The sequence below is a fragment of the Paenibacillus sp. p3-SID867 genome (genome assembly GCF_025142895.1).
In the GTDB taxonomy this organism is placed as follows: Bacteria; Bacillota; Bacilli; order Paenibacillales; family Paenibacillaceae; genus Paenibacillus_AQ.
The window spans coordinates 1-15,887 of record NZ_JAMBDM010000035.1 but is presented as its reverse complement, the minus strand read 5'-3'; the positions used below and the strand labels follow the sequence as shown (position 1 = coordinate 15,887).

The following is a 15,887-nucleotide window of genomic DNA, read 5'->3' as shown; positions in this document are numbered from 1 at the left end:
AAAGTTTGATTTTCTATAGCCTTATAGTACTATGTATATATATCAATTAATTAATATATATACATAGTGCTAAGGAGGTTTTTGTGGAAGAATTTATTCAGCGTGCGCTGGGAGCCGGTGGTCACCTCTCCAAACTTGTAAAAGGATACTCGCCGCGCCCACCACAAATGCTCATTTCGAATAAAGTAGGGGCAGCACTGGAGGATGAAAAACACCTTTTGGCTGAAGCTGGCACTGGAACAGGTAAATCACTTGGTTATTTAATTCCAGCAGCCAAGTGGGCTGTAGAAAATAATAAAACTGTCATTGTTTGTACTCATACGATCCCGCTTATGACTCAGATCGTAAATGTAGAGCTCCCACGCGTACAACAGATACTGAAAATGGAGCATCAGAACTTAAAATACCAGCTCGTGAAAGGAAAATCTCATTACGTTTGCTATTCCAAACTAGAGAACCTATGGCAGGAAACACTTCGAAGTATGACGGAAGAATCCAAAACCGTACAGAAAATATTCAAGAGAGTCACGCGAGAGCACGTAAACGACCGTACCGGCCTTGGTTTCGATGTTGAAGATAGCTTGTGGAACAAAATTTCAGCAAGCACCTGCCCGGCAATCAATAAGCCGGAGTCCTGCCTACTTGAAGAGTTAAAAGAGAAGATGCATAAATCACATATTATTGTCACCAACCATGCTTATTTCTTCTCTGACCTTGCTATACGAAGGAAGACTGGAAATGGTTCGCTTCCAAACTATGACGCCGTTATTTTTGATGAAGCGCATGAAATGGAGGACGTCTGCTGCCAGATTTTCGAAAAGTCTGCTGATGTGAACCGATTCGAATCTTTATTCGAACATCTATTCCGTCGAGATTTCTTTACAGAATTAGATCATCGTACGCAGCTCGTGTTTTCTCAGATTCGCCAGGACATTCAGTCAAAACTCGATCAGGTATACACTGAGGTCGGAAATGGAATGCAAAATAAAGCGTATCAACTCCTTCATGAAAAAATCGATGTTGCTGATGTCTGCTCTTTGATAAAGGAATTCATTGATAAGCTAAAGAGTCTGAACGTCAAGGGCGCCTCGGATATTCTGGAAAAGCTCTTCGAGTGCAATGACGATCTGGATTTTATAAGTAGTAATTCCAAGCGTTCCTGGGCCTACTGGGCAACTGTTCGTGGTCGTGATCACATCACACTACATGCAGCTCCACTTTTTCCTAAAGTCATCTTAGCTTCAAGCTTGTTCGAAAAGGTTCCCGTCATCTTAACCAGCGCAACCATGTCCAATGGGGGGAAATTCTCCTTTTTTGCAGGTCGAGTCGGGGTGAAGGAATATGATTCTGTCGTTGTTTCGAGTCCCTTTGATTACTTGAACAAGACGATGATCATTGTTCCCGATGATGCACCGGATCCAAATAGCCAGGAATTTAACCGGTACACGGCAGAGAAGTTGGAGGAAATCACAATGTATACCGGCGGCCGCATGCTTGTTCTATTTACAAGCTTTGAGGCAATGAACCAGGTCGCTCGTTCTTTTCAGAATTATTGCAGCGAGGTAGGTTACCATCTATTGGTCCAGTATCCTGGCTGTAACAGAGAGGAACTGATCCAGCAACTTAAGAATGAGCCGCGAACGATCGTATTTGGCTCTTCAAGTTTCTGGACTGGAGTCGATGTGGCTGGAGATGCCCTTACCGCTGTTGTGATCCCCAGATTGCCGTTCCCACATCCGGATGACCCATTAATCAAAGCCCAAATCGAGCTGCTGGAGAAAGCCAATCGTAGTAGCTTTTTCGACTACATGTTCCCCAAAATGATTTTTAAGCTAAAGCAAGGTTTCGGGCGACTAAATCGCTCCGTTTACTGTCAAGGGGCCGTCATTATCCTCGATAATCGAATGAGAACCAAACGATACAAAGGACTTATCATTAAATCACTGCCAAAATGTCAGTACTCATCGACCGTATCCGATTTGGTACACATTCTACCGATTTAGTAGAAAGGAGCTGGTACTTATGATGGGGAGAGCTCATTTTGTAATTAGTACGGGCCTATCCGTGTCTGTACTTGGACTAACCGGACACGTCATAACACTTCCCGTTGTTGTCGTTGCCGTGCTGAGTTCGTTGTTACCTGATATCGATGAACCAAACTCTCTGTTAGTATCAAGAGCAATTCCAACATCAGTGATTCGAATATTTCAACTTTTGTTACTGTTGGCTGCTGCTGGCATTTGCTTTCTTGGGAAGGCATTTACCCCTTGGAATTTTGTGGTGGCACTGTTCATAATGACATTCACGATGCTGCCTAACCGGAGATTAAAGAATGTGATCATGTTACTCGGTGGTATCGGACTACTTACACTTGGCGACCAGTTCACACCCTGGAACTATATCGCTGGAGCGATCTTAATCATTGTGCCTTTCCTTCCGCATCGAGGATTAACACATACCCTATATGGATTAACCGGCTGGACTTTAATCTTATTTTTTGCAACGGGTGACCGCTCAATCTGGTTAGCCGGAGGTTTATCCTACATGCTTCATATTCTTGCTGATTCACTAACGAATCGTGGTATTCGTATTCTACCCCCATTTCAATTCGCCTTAAGGCTTCGAATTATGAGTACCGGAACATTTAAAGGTACCCTGATCGAATACCTTTGTATGGGGACAACCGTCGGTGTCGTTTGGTTTACTTTTTTCATAGATTCCCACATAACTGGAGGTTAAAGTATGAGTTTAGTTATGAAATTCAAAAACGCAAATTTGGAACAAGTTTTTCAGGAGATTAAGAATACATACAGACTGTCATTACGAGAAATTGAAGTTGTAAAGGCTCTGGCCATCCATGGCGAGAATAACCGGGATCTCGGTTGTCGGTTGAGCATTCGGGAGCACACATTAAAAAATCATATGACCAGCATATTACATAAAACAAAATTAAGTTCGGCTCGAGAACTTCAAGCTCTGATACTTAGAATGATGCTTTTGAGTTATGCAAACTCTGTTTATATTGGAGATCTTAGAGTAAACGGTTATTCTGAAGACAAAGTAAAAAAAACGGTACCTTTGGAGAGTGGGAGATAAACCATAAAGATTTAGAGGCTGGAATTAGTGGCGGTACGTCGTGGAATGTAATTTTAAACTTAGTTCGTCAAAAGCCGAATTCGTCAAATAGCGATCGATCCAATGCCAGTGTTTTACCAACACTAATAAAAGAATGTATCTACACAACTGATCTTGGATTAAATTATGATACTATTTTCACAAGATAATATGAATCACCTATATAAATTGACAATTTATGTAATACAGGTATACCTTCATGTTGAAAAGACAATCCTAATTGAATAGAACCGTAATATTAGGAGGAAACATGAAAAAGACAACAATTATTATCGCTTGTTTGGTTGTTCTTCTGGTAGGTATTCCAACAGCATATGCTACTCCACTTCAGGTCAAAGAATCGGATTCCAAAAGAAGTCAAGTGAACTTCAAACCACTTTACCCAAAAGTTCCAAAGGAATGGGAAGTAGTTAATAAAAAGCTTGATGGAACATATGTCATTACTTATTTATCTGACAAGGATTCAGTACTTAGCATTTCAGAAAGTAATTTTACAGGAGAAGAAGTAAATAAATCTGACACTACAGAGGTTATTAGTGAAGGGAAAATAAACTACTATTACAGTCCATACAGAAATAGATCAGGTGGAAATTTGACATGGGTTAAGAATGACATTCTTTTTGAAATGAACAGTGCATATTTCGACCGAGATTTAATGATGAAGTATGCGAAAACGATAATGTAGTTTGTACAAATAAATAAAGGATGCCCTCGTGTGGGCATCCTTTATTTATTTTATTGATATGCATATCCATCTACTGTGATCCAGAAACCTCCGTCACAATCATTATTGGTGTGAGATTCAAGTACTACATGATAAGTTCTCCCCGGAATGGCGTTACTCACATCAAAACTTTTTCCCGAAACATCCTCAGTAAACGTTCTGCTGTATTTGACTTCTCCTGTATTAAAATCAGTAATTCTCATAGTAAAATATGCAGATTCATTGGCGTGAACACCAATCATTTGTAAGTCGGTAATTTGGAAAGTAGTGACCCCAGAGTTCGTATACACGCTCGCGCCATCAAAATCCCCGATGTTTCGTGGTCTTACCCAATAAGGACCCCATTTTTTAACTGCTTTGGTCTCAAATTTTGGAGTTGAACTTTCAACTTCCGTTACCACAAGTTCAGAAGTCACAGATTCTGAGGATTCAGCAGCATATGACGGGGTTAAAGTGGAGAAAAAAAGCAAGAAAGTAAATAAAAGTGAGTATGCTAGTTTGTGATTTCTAGAGAAGATAGACATCAATAATACCTCCTAAATTACAATTTATTTCTTTCTAATCCAAATATACCCTTATTTTAGAAAGGTGTACATAGGGATAAATCACCATTTATGCGCGATTATTGTCGATAGGCTTTGGGGACTTCTTTCTGGACTAAATATGAAGTGGTATATATTCATATCATCTTCAATGATAGGATCACTTCACTCGGATCTCTCAGTGTGTTATACTTACACTATTACGAGTAACTGAGTATTTTTCTTTACCGTCTACAATTCGGTGAAGAGAGGGAGTAGCGGCAATTTGTCGCCAAAAAATCAGGCTTACAATAAGCCGTTGGAAACTAGAGACAACCGTTGGTGTGTCTTTTTTTGTTTCCAACGGCTTTTTTTATGCCCAAAACAAGGAGGAATAGAAATGCGTATCAACCTGGATATTCTCAAAGAGATCCTGCCATGCCCCCCATTGAAACAAGTCCCATCGGTGGGGCAGAGCAACATCACACCACCTACGATTGGACTCTTCCGTGCGATTGAGGCAGCACATGAGTCGGACAACAGCAAGGATGTCGATTGGAATTCATTTTCGCTTGCGGATGCTAAGGAGGCATTAGATCATGCAATGAATTATGAATCCTATGAACACATTGAGGAAGGCACTGACAATGTCAACAAAGACAATGCCATTCACCAATACTTGCACAGTTGTAACCTTATTGCCGAACTTAAACGGTCTGCCCCTGAAAATCAAGTCTCGGAAGTTCAATTTTTTTGAAGGGTGGTTTAGAAAATGGAGAAATCCTACTTCTGTTCCGAGCAGATCGGACAAATGCAGGCAACCTACGATGCTCTTGTCATGTTGAAGATGATTCACGATGCAGGGTGTGATATCGTGAATCATCCAATCAATTACTATTGTTATGATTGGGGAGATCAATATCCTATCTTCATCACTTGCATAAAACGAGCATTTAGCGATGTAAGGAAGACGAACGAAGGATTAAATCAACACTGGGAGGAAGTGAGTACATATCGGATCTCGTTTCCGGAAATGGCTCTATTTTTCGCTATCGTTGATAAAGAAGAAAGCGGTCACTATGCTGCCAAGTTCAACAAAATGTTGAAGCAGGAATGCGAATATCTCGAATTCAATATGGATGGATTAGTTGCCACTTCCTTCATCGATATTACCCTAACAGGCTTCTACGGCATTTTGTCTCCATTTCTTAAGGTATTGTTGAACATACGGCAAGAGGTACAGCAAGTTATTCATGATTATAAATATCGAACTCAAACCGGCGCCCGTAATGTTCTTTTGTTAAAACAGGTCCAGGAGAGGATTGGATCCGTTCCAGACGTTGGCATCGGTGAAAAGACGGATATCGTTTTTGCAAAAATCATGGAATATCTTCATGCTGATTTGATAATGGAGAGTAAAGACGCATTTACTTTCGATATGATGCTGACAAGACTAACCCATGTTCTAGACCAGGAGACCATAAATAGGAAGGATGAAGTTGCATGAGTCAGGTGCTCTCAGTTCACAGTGGTGAAGGTAGGACGGGAAATGAATTGGTTATCCGGATTCGGGATCATTACGCGCTTCCGATCATTGAGGAATATTCCAACGGCGTGAAGGTTGGTGAAGGAATATACACCCACGAGGCAGTCGCCGGTGCGATCCTGCAATCGCTAGAAACCGGAATGGTACGAACACCTGTTATGCCAAGAGGCTCACTCCACTATGTTGAACTGACCAAATCTCGGAGGTTTGTGTTCCTGGAAGTGTCCCCTCATACTAGGAAGGCATTTTATCATGAAGCCATCTTGGAGGACGTTCCTTTTCCGAGACTAGTATTCGGCTTTGAACTTCAGGCACGTGAAAAGAAATGGGCAATCGTCCATGTATATCTTGCGGCATTGGAAGACCAAATCATTCCCAATGAGGAATCGATGGTCTTTTTTTATCCTTACACAAACGTTCAAAGTAACTTTCAAGTTTGCTGGGGCGGACAGCAGTTGCCGGATATAGAGCGATTCTCGCAGCTCTCCACATTTCCGGAATTGTTCTTCAACTCCCCGAACTCGGACTGTTACTACCTAGACGCCAATAAAAGCAAGATGAGTTATCGAGAACTGGTGACCAAGATCAAAGGTCGAGAATTTCCGCAAGAATATCTCGCACCTACAAACCTTACGCTTCAGGAATGGTTTAATCGCATCGTTGGTTTGGAAGTGTAGGCACTAGGCTCAATAATAATAGACAATAGGAGGAATAGAAATGGCGAACGATTTTTTTGGTCAGAGTGATCTTTTTTCTTACTTTGGTGGTAACTTTGTAGATCCTCTTCAACAAAACGATGAGAAAAATGGAATACAAGCGGAGGGATCGTCTGAAACGGGAACCACAGGTTTGACGGAATCAAAGGAAAGTGATCTGCCAGGTAGCACAGTGCCCGCTCCGGCCGAAAATAATCAGGGCATTAAGATTTCATCCAAGTTAATATCCCTGGAGCAGCACAGGGAGAAGGAAAGATGCGAAAAAGAATCTTCCCCCGCTCCAGATGCCTGTACTGATGCCAATAATTCTGTGGCGTCTGGTGGAAATAATGACACTTTGGATGAAGAGGAGAGAGAGGCTTTAAAAGAGGAAGGAGAAGAGGAACGCGAAGCGGACATGCGCGAGCTCGCCGGCGACAGCGGGAATACTTCAATACCCAAATCAGACATCAAAACGCCGTCGAACGCAACTAAGAAGGAAGTGAAAAAGCCTGTTTTTAATCATACCACTTTCATTTGTTACTCAGGTCTAAACCTTTCGATCACAAAATTCTTCTCCGTGGACAAGCTGGCAACACTTGAACTCGAAGAAGTCCGGAAACGGCTTGAAAAAGATTATCCCGAGCTATCGAAACAACGGACTAAAATGGAATGGGACGAGAAAAAGAATATCATCGTTCCAATGGTAACCGGTGGAAAAAAGGGCGCATATTTCATTAATGGTACCCGTGGCTTTTATTCATCCGCCAAAGAACTAATTGAGCACCAGGAGCCTATAAGCTACCTGGCTTCTCAAGATGGGTATTATGAAATACGCGAAAATCCAATTGGAGTCTTTATAGGAAAGTCTTCTTTTGAAGAACTATGTGACTGGGAAGGTTTCGAGGAATTTGATGCTGAATTGCCAAAGTCTGAATATCGAGAGCTATGTCGATCTGGCTTCAAATTTAAGTTACCAAGGATCCCTACACAGCTTCTTGCTCAACTTGTTTCCTTTTTTATGGACTATACAGAATATAACGTCGAGGTCATGGGTGTGTTTTATTTTGATATCGTACATGAGAGATACATCCTGGATGTCCCTTATCAACGCGTGACCAAAACTTCGATTGATCCGAATTACACCTTTTTTCCCTCGCATATGATCAAAGTTGCCGAGATCCACTCGCATAACACAATGCTAGCGGATTTCAGTTCGATCGATGATAATGACGAGGTCGGGACTATGCTGTACGGGGTGATCGGTAAGATTCATAGAGGGCAAGCGGGCAAAGTGTTCTTTGATATCCGAACGCGGGCTGGATTGGCTGGAAAGTTCATCCCTCTTGACCCTCAGGTTTTTATTGAGGGGGATCTGAGAAGCCATCGTTTCAACAATCGGATGGACTTCATAGAATATCCCAATGACTGGGTTAATAAAGTGAAATTCGTATAAAAAGGAGACAATAACTATGGTCAATCTTCTTAAGCTGACTCCTACATACAAATCTCTATACTACTACATCGTACTGATTGGTGCCGGTGGTAATGGTGGATATACAGTGCAACGTCTTACGAAAATGATGAGTGCGTTCTCGGAAGTAAGCTCCTTTCTTATGATTGCCGATCCGGATACCGTAGAACAAAAAAACATTCTACGGCAGCCATTTATATCTTCAGATATTGGACTTAAAAAATCCGAGGTTCTGGCCAAGCGATACGGTGGCACTTATGGGCTGAAACTGGGATCATATCCAGAATCTTATGTTGAGTCGGTCGAGCAAATAGAAAAACTTTTCTCCTTAACGGATTACCGACACAAGAGAACCCAATTAATCCAAAAGGTGCTTATAGGAGCAGTAGATAACGTGCGTCCGTAACAGACGTTTAGCTGAATGACAGGTTAGCCTGCCAAGAGTGTAGCCTCTTGCCACTCCATACCTTACCTCGGAGGGAAACCGACTGGGGGACAATCGCCTGGTACAAAAGAAGCGACAAGAACGGAACCACGTCGGACTTGGGTGCTTTGGGAGTGAGACGATACGATATGGCTAAAGCTGGAATGCCTGAACCCAAGCTCTAGGAGGGAATAACGCGCCCCCCTTCACGTAACCGTGGGAAAGAGTGAAGGTGAATCTTAGGTTATGTGGGTTCGTTGTCCTCACATACGCTTACCATAGATTCAGCCATTTGCGATAAGCAAGTTAAAAGAGCGAAATGGGAGCCTAAGTCGTTTCATATATCAGCTTAATGTTAAACGGAGAACACCTACGTTGGAATGCTTTAACAGAGCTATTAGACAAAGGTCTATGAATATCCAATATGGTGTCGGAGCTCTCGTAGTAGTCCGAGGAACCTGGATTAACAGGGATAGCCGTAAATTCGGAAGCGTGAAAGACGCCCACACATTCATGGAGGCATGAGTGACACCGTCCTATAAGGTGCTGGCGAAGGAGAGCAGGATGGCTTATCTAAAACATACGAAAGGTTATGGTGGAATACCATGCAAAGACTCGATGTGGTTTTAGACATCCTACAAATAAAAACCAAAGTGGAGGATTATAAATTCACGGATTTGTACCGTATTCTTTACAATCCCGAACTGTTCCTAAGAGCCTACTCGAAAAAAGCATCCAACGAAGGCAACATGACGCCAGGATCGGACGGCAAAACAATCGATGGGTTTAGTCTCGATAGAATCAACAGAATTATCAAGTCTCTAGGGAACGAAAGCTATCGTCCCGCTCCCGCCAGGAGAACGTACATCAACAAGAGGAACGGTAAGAAACGCCCTCTCGGCATCCCCTCAATGGATGACAAGGTAGTTCAAGAAGCAGTCCGCGTGATTTTGGAATGCCTATATGAACCAACCTTCTCGGAAGAATCTTTCGGATACAGACCTGGTCGAAGTTGCCATACTGCAATCCTCAAGATTAGGGATAGATGCAAAAGTACCAAATGGTGGATTGAAGGGGATATTGAAGGATTCTTTGATAATATCGACCATGAAATTCTTATAAACATCCTTCGTAGAAAGATAAAGGACGAGAGATTCCTAAATCTGATCCGCAAATTCCTCAAAGCAGGATATGTGGAGAACTGGATGTATCATAAGACTTTCAGTGGTGCTCCACAAGGAGGCATTCTGAGCCCCATTCTCTCCAATATTTATCTAGGTGAACTGGATAGATTCATGGAAAAGCTCATTCAGAAATTCAATAAGGGAGATGCACGGGGACACAGCAATGCCTGGTTTAGCGCCAACTTCCAAGTCAAGAAATTCCGCAAACACTATGCGGCTAGTACTGAACTGAAGGAGAAAAAGACGATCTTAGGACAGATAAGACAAGCTGAACTGTTTCAACGTAGCATGTCAAGTAAGGACGACATGGACGCGGAGTTTCGTCGGCTAAAGTATTTCCGGTACGCAGATGATTTCATTATCAGCGTAATCGGTAATAAAGAAGATGCGGTAGAAATCAAACAAAAAATCAAGCAGTTTCTTAAGGAAGAGCTCAAGTTAAATCTCAGCGATGAGAAAACTTTCATCACTCACAATTCAAAGCCTATCAGATTTCTTGGATATGAAATTGAAATCGCAAGGTCAAATGCGGGAATTCCAACAAAAAAGGGCTTAGTTAAGCAACTTAACGGGAATGTAATACTCCGCATGCCTCACGACAGAGTAAGAGAGTTTCTCTTGAAAAACGGATATATGTTAATTGGTAAAGATGGAAGTTGGAAAGCCAAACATAACAAACCCCTAACTAACCTTGATGAACTTGAAATCATCAGATCGTATAACGCATCAATCAGAGGGTTTTATAACTATTACCAGCTCGCACATAACATCTTCACATTCCATAATCCGTACTTCATTATTCATCAAAGTTTCCAGAAAACGCTTGCCAACAAGTACAGAACGTCGGCAAGCAAAATACGCCGAAAGTATACGATCGACGGCTCTCTTGCAGTCACATATAAGAACAGCAAAGGGAAGATAGTAATCAACAAACTCTTTAACGGACCTTTTAAGCGCTCCGAGAAGGCGTTCGTTGATGTAAACGTCGATCTAGTGCCTAACAAGCTTATCTACACTGGAAGAGGAAGCCTTATGGCAAGACTAGCCGCAGACACTTGTGAATGGTGTGGAGCTTCCCAGGCCGATTTGGAGATGCACCATGTACGAAAACTCAAGGGCCTGAAGGGTAAGGAGCTATGGGAACGAGTAATGATCGCTAGACAACGGAAAACTCTTGCACTATGTAAGAACTGCCACGTGGATTTGCACAAAGGTACACTGAGGCAATATGTAGGTTGTTAGTTATCTAGGGAGCCGGATGAGGTGAAAGCTTCAAGTCCGGTTCTGAGGGGAGCCTTGAGAAACCGACATGCGAGATCATGTTTGGCGCTTGGGGCTTACCCTACGATTATTCAAGGAATATTATGAACGAATATTTTAATCAAACAGACGATCTCATCTACATTGATGCCGGCATCGAGGGAGTATTTCTTCCTGCAGATGGCCGACCTCAAGACCAATGGACAAATGATGAAATTGAAAGACATGTAGAGAGTGGTTATTCAGGTCAAATTGTCGTAGGGCTCAAGAAAGAGGGAAGGGTGATCTTGCCTCCACTGAACGAGGTATACCCAATCAATGCTCAAGACGCAATCCCTCCATCTCACAACTGCGGCACTGAACCGTATCAACCACAACGTATGATTGCGAATGAGCAAGCTGCCATGCATATTGCAACAGTTATGAACGAGCTCTTCGCCTCAAATACCATTCATGTTCACGTATCAAATTTTTCGGCGAGAACTGGTGGTTGTCGTCCTATCTTTGTAGATGAAGTACTAGATCTAGAATCACTGAGCAATAAAGATCAAGAGATCTCTTAGTTCAAATTAGTGGGGAAGAAGAAATTCTTCCCTCGCTAATCCATAAAATATTTTAGGAATAATTGACGAGATTTGTCCTTTTTGCTATAAATATAGTATTACATGCTTTTCAGATTTTTCTTTGTCGTTGACGATTCGATAAAGAGAGAGTCAACCGATTTTCGGTTAATAAATATTTCGGCTTTATTTGCCATGGAGACATAGACACCTTTGGTGTCTTATTTGTGTTTCCATGGCTTTTTTTATTGCCTAATGGGAGGTTATAGACGATTTACGATCAAATATCTGATTCGATGAAAAGAGTGAGTGCAGATGAATTCGTGCTTCCCTCGCTACCATCTGACATGTATGCCATTGACCAGTATGACTCCTATCACATTAACTTTTCTGGCGGCGCAGACTCGCTTGCACTCGCACTGATCATGAAATATGGATACAAAATACCAACCGAAAAGATGGTACTGGTCCATATGCGGGTTGACGGCGATCCAGAGAAGAAGCAGCTTTTCGATTGTCCGCAGACGGATGAATACTTGCGCTATGCAAGTCAGAAGCTGGGAATCCCATTAGTCGTAATATGGGGGGAGAAATCACTAGAAGAACGTATTCGTGACCGAAAGATGTTCCCGGATAAAAGTTGTAGGTTTTGTACCTCTTACACCAAACGGGATGTCTACGCCAAATGGGTACGTCAGTTCGATAACTGCAAAATACTAATGCTTACCGGGGAACGTTCTGAGGAATCATCCGATCGAGCCAAGGAGCCATTCATTGAGTATCATCCTGCACATGCAACTGTTCGTAAAAAACGTGAAGTGCACTGGTTCAGACCTATTAAGGATATGCTCAAATCCCAGGTTAAGCAATTGGCCGCCAACCATGATATCGAACTCCATCCATGCTATCAATGGGTTTCACGCTGCAGCTGTCGATTCTGTATATTCAATACCGCTTCGGAAATGGAGCGAGTCGCTCAACTTTATCCGGAAGATTGGGAGTATCTGAAACGTATGGAATTACATCTTGGTCACACCATGAAGAGTAAGAGGGGCAAGCCACTCTCTCTTTCTGAGTTTGTGAACGAATCCCAACTCACGATAGCCAACTTTATATAAATCGTTGAATCATTTACTTTGAAGGAGGAATAAACAGTGGGGACTATTTTTACAGAAAGACCGAAACAGAATATGAATCCAGAGCTCATAAAACAGATGGAGTCCATAGTTAAAAGCTTGATCGTGAATAAAAAATTCCAATCTGATTTTTATTTACGTGATCTTAAAATAATACAGTCGTCCAATGGAGGAGTATTTGCCTGGTATGTCTACGATTGTGGCACTCATTTAATACCGTTGAACAATTTGGATGAGGTGATCACATTTCAAAGAGACTGGCTCCAGAGCATGACCAACCTCCGCGATAAACATTGGATAGATCGCTTGTATGTCTGCGATACCACGCAAGGTGAACTTAAAATTGTAAAAGGATTCTATAAAGGGAACCTAGTTGAGCAGCTGAAGTCAGTGATTTGACTTTGGATAGCCTTGAGAAGCATGGAATTGTTATGCTGATACCTATAGCTAACACTTCCATTCTTCAATTAGGTTGTCCAAAGTGACACCTTACTAAATTCATAACCATACTGGAAGGAGAATTTCGAAATGGCACAACCGTTCCACGACCAAGGTTTTATTATTATGATTGAACAAGACAAAGCAGAGAAGGATTATACAGCATACATCCCGGCACTTCGACTTGGCGCAAAAGGTGACACCATTGAAGAAGTACGCGAAAATGCGCGTGATCTGATTGCGATGGAGATCGAATCAATGCTTAAGAGGGGTAAGGCCATTCCAGACGATAACTGCATCGTTGAAACGCTCACGGTTTCAATCACTGTGTAAAACACCACTTCAAGAAAATCCTAACGATTAATAGAGCAGCCGTCCTATTGGATCGGCTGCTTTTCTATTGGTTTGGATAGTTAATTGAAATTCGGCGTGGAAGGAGCTTCGTTCAGTCTAGCATACCTGGAAAGGGTTATTTAATCGCTGTCAAAAACAACTTTAATAGAGCAATGGCATCCTTTCGCTGCTTCTCTGTGCAATGGTTGAGTGCATCTAGAATTAATTCGGTTTCATCACGAGTTGTATCCTGTAAGTTATCTAAAAGCAAGTCGTTGGGCGAAAGCTTAAGTAAGTTACAAATGCTTAACATCGTTTCAATGGACATCCCAGCATTCCCACGTTCAATATCTGCGCAAAATCGAGGTACTCTCCCAACCTGTTCAGCCAATTGTTCACGTGTAATACCCAAAGCCTTTCGCTGCTTGCGAATGCGCTGTCCTACCTTCTGTTTATCGTAAACAATCATCATGTATAGTCACCTCTTCTTCCCATAGAACATGAGTTTACAGCTCCTATTATGGTGAAGTACAGAGTTGACTTAAATGAGGTTTAAACTTACTATAATAGGTAGTTTTTAACATACAAGAAGAGTGGTTTTTTAAATGGGCTTAATTTATGAACTGGAGGGCCGAAGGGTGAATGAATTGTTAAGGGAGCTGGAGATGGAGCGGCAAAAGTTAAACGAGCTTGGAAAACTTTCACTAGAGCAATCCATTCCCTTATCCGGCAACCACATGCTGCTGGAACAGAGTAGGAAGGTAGATGAGTTGATGGTTCAATATCACCATATGAAAATGAAGTATGAGCAGTCGGCGACTTGATATCCAGAGGGAACACTGTCCGATTAAAATAAAGTATTATTCCGTGAAAATATTGTTGTAGACAGTGGCTATAGGCGTTAAGCTAACGGGCAGTTTTGTTTAATCATTTCCCTATACAATTCCTCATTTTCTTGTTAGGATAAATCCAATAGTTAAAGGCGACGAAGAGGGAAGTACATAATTGAATTCTTTCACAGAAAGCTCCGGTAGCTGAAAAGGAGTAAAGCATTCTTTATGGAAAAAAGCCTCCGAGCCGCACATCGGATCCATCTTTAGCGGTGATGGTGTGACAGGAGCTCCTGTTATAGAGCTAGGGTATACACATTCCCATACAAGGAATGTCGTACTTGAAGAGGCTAATGGGGTAACCTATTGGCGAACCTGGGTGGTACCACGAGGAGCTATAATCTCGTCCCTGAGACAATGTCTTGGGGGTGGGATTTTTTATTTGTTCTAAAAAATGATGAAAATTCAGGAGGGGTAACATGGACAGCGTGGAGATCGTAAGAAGATTTTATGACGAAACAGTAAACTACGAGTGGAACAGACTCGATCGTCACCAGGTCGAATTTGAGCTTAGCAAACGTTTCATAACTCGCTATGTCCAGCCTCACGATAAAGTGCTGGACCTCGGTGGGGGACCGGGCAAGTATTCACTCTACCTTGCACAACTTGGTTGCCAAGTGACCTTGGCGGACCTCTCACAGAATAATGTAGACTTTGCTCTTAATAAAGCTAAAGAACTTGAATTACCTCTGAAGGGCATGAGGGCGGATTGCCGAAACTTATCAGTATTTGAAGATGAACAATATGATCATGTGCTCTGCATGGGGCCAATGTATCACCTAAAAGATGAGCATGACAGGGTGATCACGATTAATGAATGTTTGAAAAAACTAAAGCCGAACGGAACACTATTTGTAAGCTTTGTTTCTGCTTACTCCTTCGTATGGGATTACCTGATTCGGAATCCAAGTTTAATCTTAAATGAAGAAATGAGATCTCAAATCTATTCTATTGTCGAAGATACAAATTTCACTGGACATGGGTTTTCAGAAAATTTCTTTATTCGCCCGAGAGATGTACTCCCCTTTTTCCAAACATTTAATTTGGAAAAGCTACATCTGCTCAATTGTGAGAGCTTCTTATACTTACGAGAGCCGGAACTCCTTAACCACACACCAGAAGTTGTTTCAGCATGGATTGACTTGGCTGAGAAAGTTTGTGAGCGTGAAGATTTTCTAAGCTCAGCTGAACACTTCATGTACATTGGACGTAAACAGAATTAAACGCATTGAACTAACGGGAAACATTAAAACAACTTTCCAACCACTGGAAACGTTTTAATCAAGGGAGGTAGCTTGGAAACAACGCATTAATATTTTGTAACGTAAGAATAAATGATATTTAAAGATGGAGGAATAAATTATGGAGACGAAGGAAGAAAATTTTCCAAATGATAGCACCATGGAATCAATCAAAAGTTTAACAGAGAAAGATGCAAAGACTTTCTTGAACCTTATATATGCACTTTTAAAAGACAACAAAAGTCCGAGCGAACATTTGATTTCAAATGTATTATCCATTTTTGAGAAACAATTACCGAGAGTGGCTAAAGCAAGACAGAATAAAA

At 41.7% G+C, this 15,887-nt stretch carries 19 protein-coding genes and 1 other annotated feature; of the genes, 17 read left to right on the top strand and 2 right to left on the bottom strand.

All coding sequences use genetic code 11. From position 1 onward, the window contains the following. Window positions 1-83 precede the first annotated feature (83 nt). The 4 genes from M4D81_RS33295 (at window position 84) to M4D81_RS33280 (ending at window position 3,820) form a co-directional block, all read left to right on the top strand. Entirely contained in the window at window positions 84-2,003 is a 1,920-nt protein-coding gene (locus M4D81_RS33295; RefSeq protein WP_260069515.1) for an ATP-dependent DNA helicase, read from the top strand. Window positions 2,004-2,022: 19 nt separating this feature from the next. Next, on the top strand, window positions 2,023-2,739 hold the full coding sequence (locus tag M4D81_RS33290) for a metal-dependent hydrolase (RefSeq protein ID WP_260069514.1): 717 nt from the start codon (window positions 2,023-2,025) through the stop codon (window positions 2,737-2,739). A gap of 3 nt (window positions 2,740-2,742) precedes the next feature. After that, the gene (locus M4D81_RS33285; RefSeq protein WP_260069513.1) at window positions 2,743-3,096 is read left to right on the top strand and encodes a helix-turn-helix transcriptional regulator; all 354 of its coding nucleotides are present in this window, start codon (window positions 2,743-2,745) and stop codon (window positions 3,094-3,096) included. 289 nt (window positions 3,097-3,385) lie between these two features. Continuing rightward, window positions 3,386-3,820: a hypothetical protein gene (locus M4D81_RS33280; RefSeq protein WP_260069512.1), complete on the top strand. Its 435-nt coding sequence runs from the start codon at window positions 3,386-3,388 to the stop codon at window positions 3,818-3,820. Window positions 3,821-3,870: 50 nt separating this feature from the next. Here the strand turns inward: M4D81_RS33280 and M4D81_RS33275 are convergent, their stop codons facing one another. Beyond that, window positions 3,871-4,383 carry a hypothetical protein gene (locus M4D81_RS33275; RefSeq protein WP_260069511.1) on the bottom strand — a complete coding sequence of 171 codons (513 nt, stop codon included), beginning with the start codon at window positions 4,381-4,383 and terminating at the stop codon, window positions 3,871-3,873. Between the two features lie 397 nt (window positions 4,384-4,780). Between M4D81_RS33275 and M4D81_RS33270 the strand changes: the two genes are divergently transcribed. From M4D81_RS33270 to M4D81_RS33225, 10 genes are all read left to right on the top strand, one after another. Further along, window positions 4,781-5,137: a hypothetical protein gene (locus M4D81_RS33270; protein WP_260069510.1), complete on the top strand. Its 357-nt coding sequence runs from the start codon at window positions 4,781-4,783 to the stop codon at window positions 5,135-5,137. A gap of 81 nt (window positions 5,138-5,218) precedes the next feature. Further along, window positions 5,219-5,887: a hypothetical protein gene (locus M4D81_RS33265; RefSeq protein WP_260069509.1), complete on the top strand. Its 669-nt coding sequence runs from the start codon at window positions 5,219-5,221 to the stop codon at window positions 5,885-5,887. Beyond that, the gene (locus M4D81_RS33260) at window positions 5,884-6,603 is read left to right on the top strand and encodes a hypothetical protein (protein WP_119851359.1); all 720 of its coding nucleotides are present in this window, start codon (window positions 5,884-5,886) and stop codon (window positions 6,601-6,603) included. Before M4D81_RS33265 ends, M4D81_RS33260 begins: the two co-directional genes overlap by 4 nt. A gap of 40 nt (window positions 6,604-6,643) precedes the next feature. Continuing rightward, window positions 6,644-8,077 (top strand): hypothetical protein, encoded by a 1,434-nt coding sequence (locus M4D81_RS33255; RefSeq protein WP_260069508.1) that lies wholly within the window; start codon window positions 6,644-6,646, stop codon window positions 8,075-8,077. A gap of 16 nt (window positions 8,078-8,093) precedes the next feature. Continuing rightward, entirely contained in the window at window positions 8,094-8,501 is a 408-nt protein-coding gene (locus tag M4D81_RS33250) for a ThiF family adenylyltransferase (RefSeq protein ID WP_119851361.1), read from the top strand. A 623-nt stretch (window positions 8,502-9,124) separates the two neighbouring features. Further along, window positions 9,125-10,945, top strand: coding sequence for a reverse transcriptase domain-containing protein (locus tag M4D81_RS33245; protein ID WP_260069507.1), 1,821 nt, complete (start codon window positions 9,125-9,127; stop codon window positions 10,943-10,945). A 122-nt stretch (window positions 10,946-11,067) separates the two neighbouring features. After that, window positions 11,068-11,526: a hypothetical protein gene (locus M4D81_RS33240; protein WP_260069506.1), complete on the top strand. Its 459-nt coding sequence runs from the start codon at window positions 11,068-11,070 to the stop codon at window positions 11,524-11,526. A gap of 302 nt (window positions 11,527-11,828) precedes the next feature. After that, complete coding sequence (locus M4D81_RS33235; RefSeq protein WP_397376824.1) at window positions 11,829-12,641, top strand: phosphoadenosine phosphosulfate reductase domain-containing protein; 813 nt, start codon at window positions 11,829-11,831, stop codon at window positions 12,639-12,641. Window positions 12,642-12,677: 36 nt separating this feature from the next. Next, complete coding sequence (locus M4D81_RS33230; RefSeq protein ID WP_260069504.1) at window positions 12,678-13,058, top strand: hypothetical protein; 381 nt, start codon at window positions 12,678-12,680, stop codon at window positions 13,056-13,058. Between the two features lie 129 nt (window positions 13,059-13,187). After that, window positions 13,188-13,430 (top strand): type II toxin-antitoxin system HicB family antitoxin, encoded by a 243-nt coding sequence (locus tag M4D81_RS33225; RefSeq protein ID WP_260069503.1) that lies wholly within the window; start codon window positions 13,188-13,190, stop codon window positions 13,428-13,430. A gap of 136 nt (window positions 13,431-13,566) precedes the next feature. On the opposite strand, the gene M4D81_RS33220 is transcribed toward M4D81_RS33225, so the two are convergent. Then, a complete protein-coding gene (locus M4D81_RS33220) occupies window positions 13,567-13,902 on the bottom strand; it encodes a helix-turn-helix domain-containing protein (RefSeq protein WP_244235586.1) in 336 nt (111 codons plus the stop codon). 166 nt (window positions 13,903-14,068) lie between these two features. On the opposite strand from M4D81_RS33220, the gene M4D81_RS33215 reads away from it, so the two are divergent. The 3 genes from M4D81_RS33215 to M4D81_RS33205 form a co-directional block, all read left to right on the top strand. After that, window positions 14,069-14,254 carry an aspartyl-phosphate phosphatase Spo0E family protein gene (locus M4D81_RS33215; RefSeq protein ID WP_260069502.1) on the top strand — a complete coding sequence of 62 codons (186 nt, stop codon included), beginning with the start codon at window positions 14,069-14,071 and terminating at the stop codon, window positions 14,252-14,254. 152 nt (window positions 14,255-14,406) lie between these two features. Next, window positions 14,407-14,674: a binding site (T-box leader), on the top strand. A gap of 65 nt (window positions 14,675-14,739) precedes the next feature. Then, complete coding sequence (locus tag M4D81_RS33210) at window positions 14,740-15,543, top strand: class I SAM-dependent methyltransferase (RefSeq protein WP_260069501.1); 804 nt, start codon at window positions 14,740-14,742, stop codon at window positions 15,541-15,543. A gap of 139 nt (window positions 15,544-15,682) precedes the next feature. Then, a partial coding sequence (locus M4D81_RS33205; RefSeq protein WP_260069500.1) for a hypothetical protein occupies window positions 15,683-15,887 on the top strand: 205 nt, incomplete at its 3' end.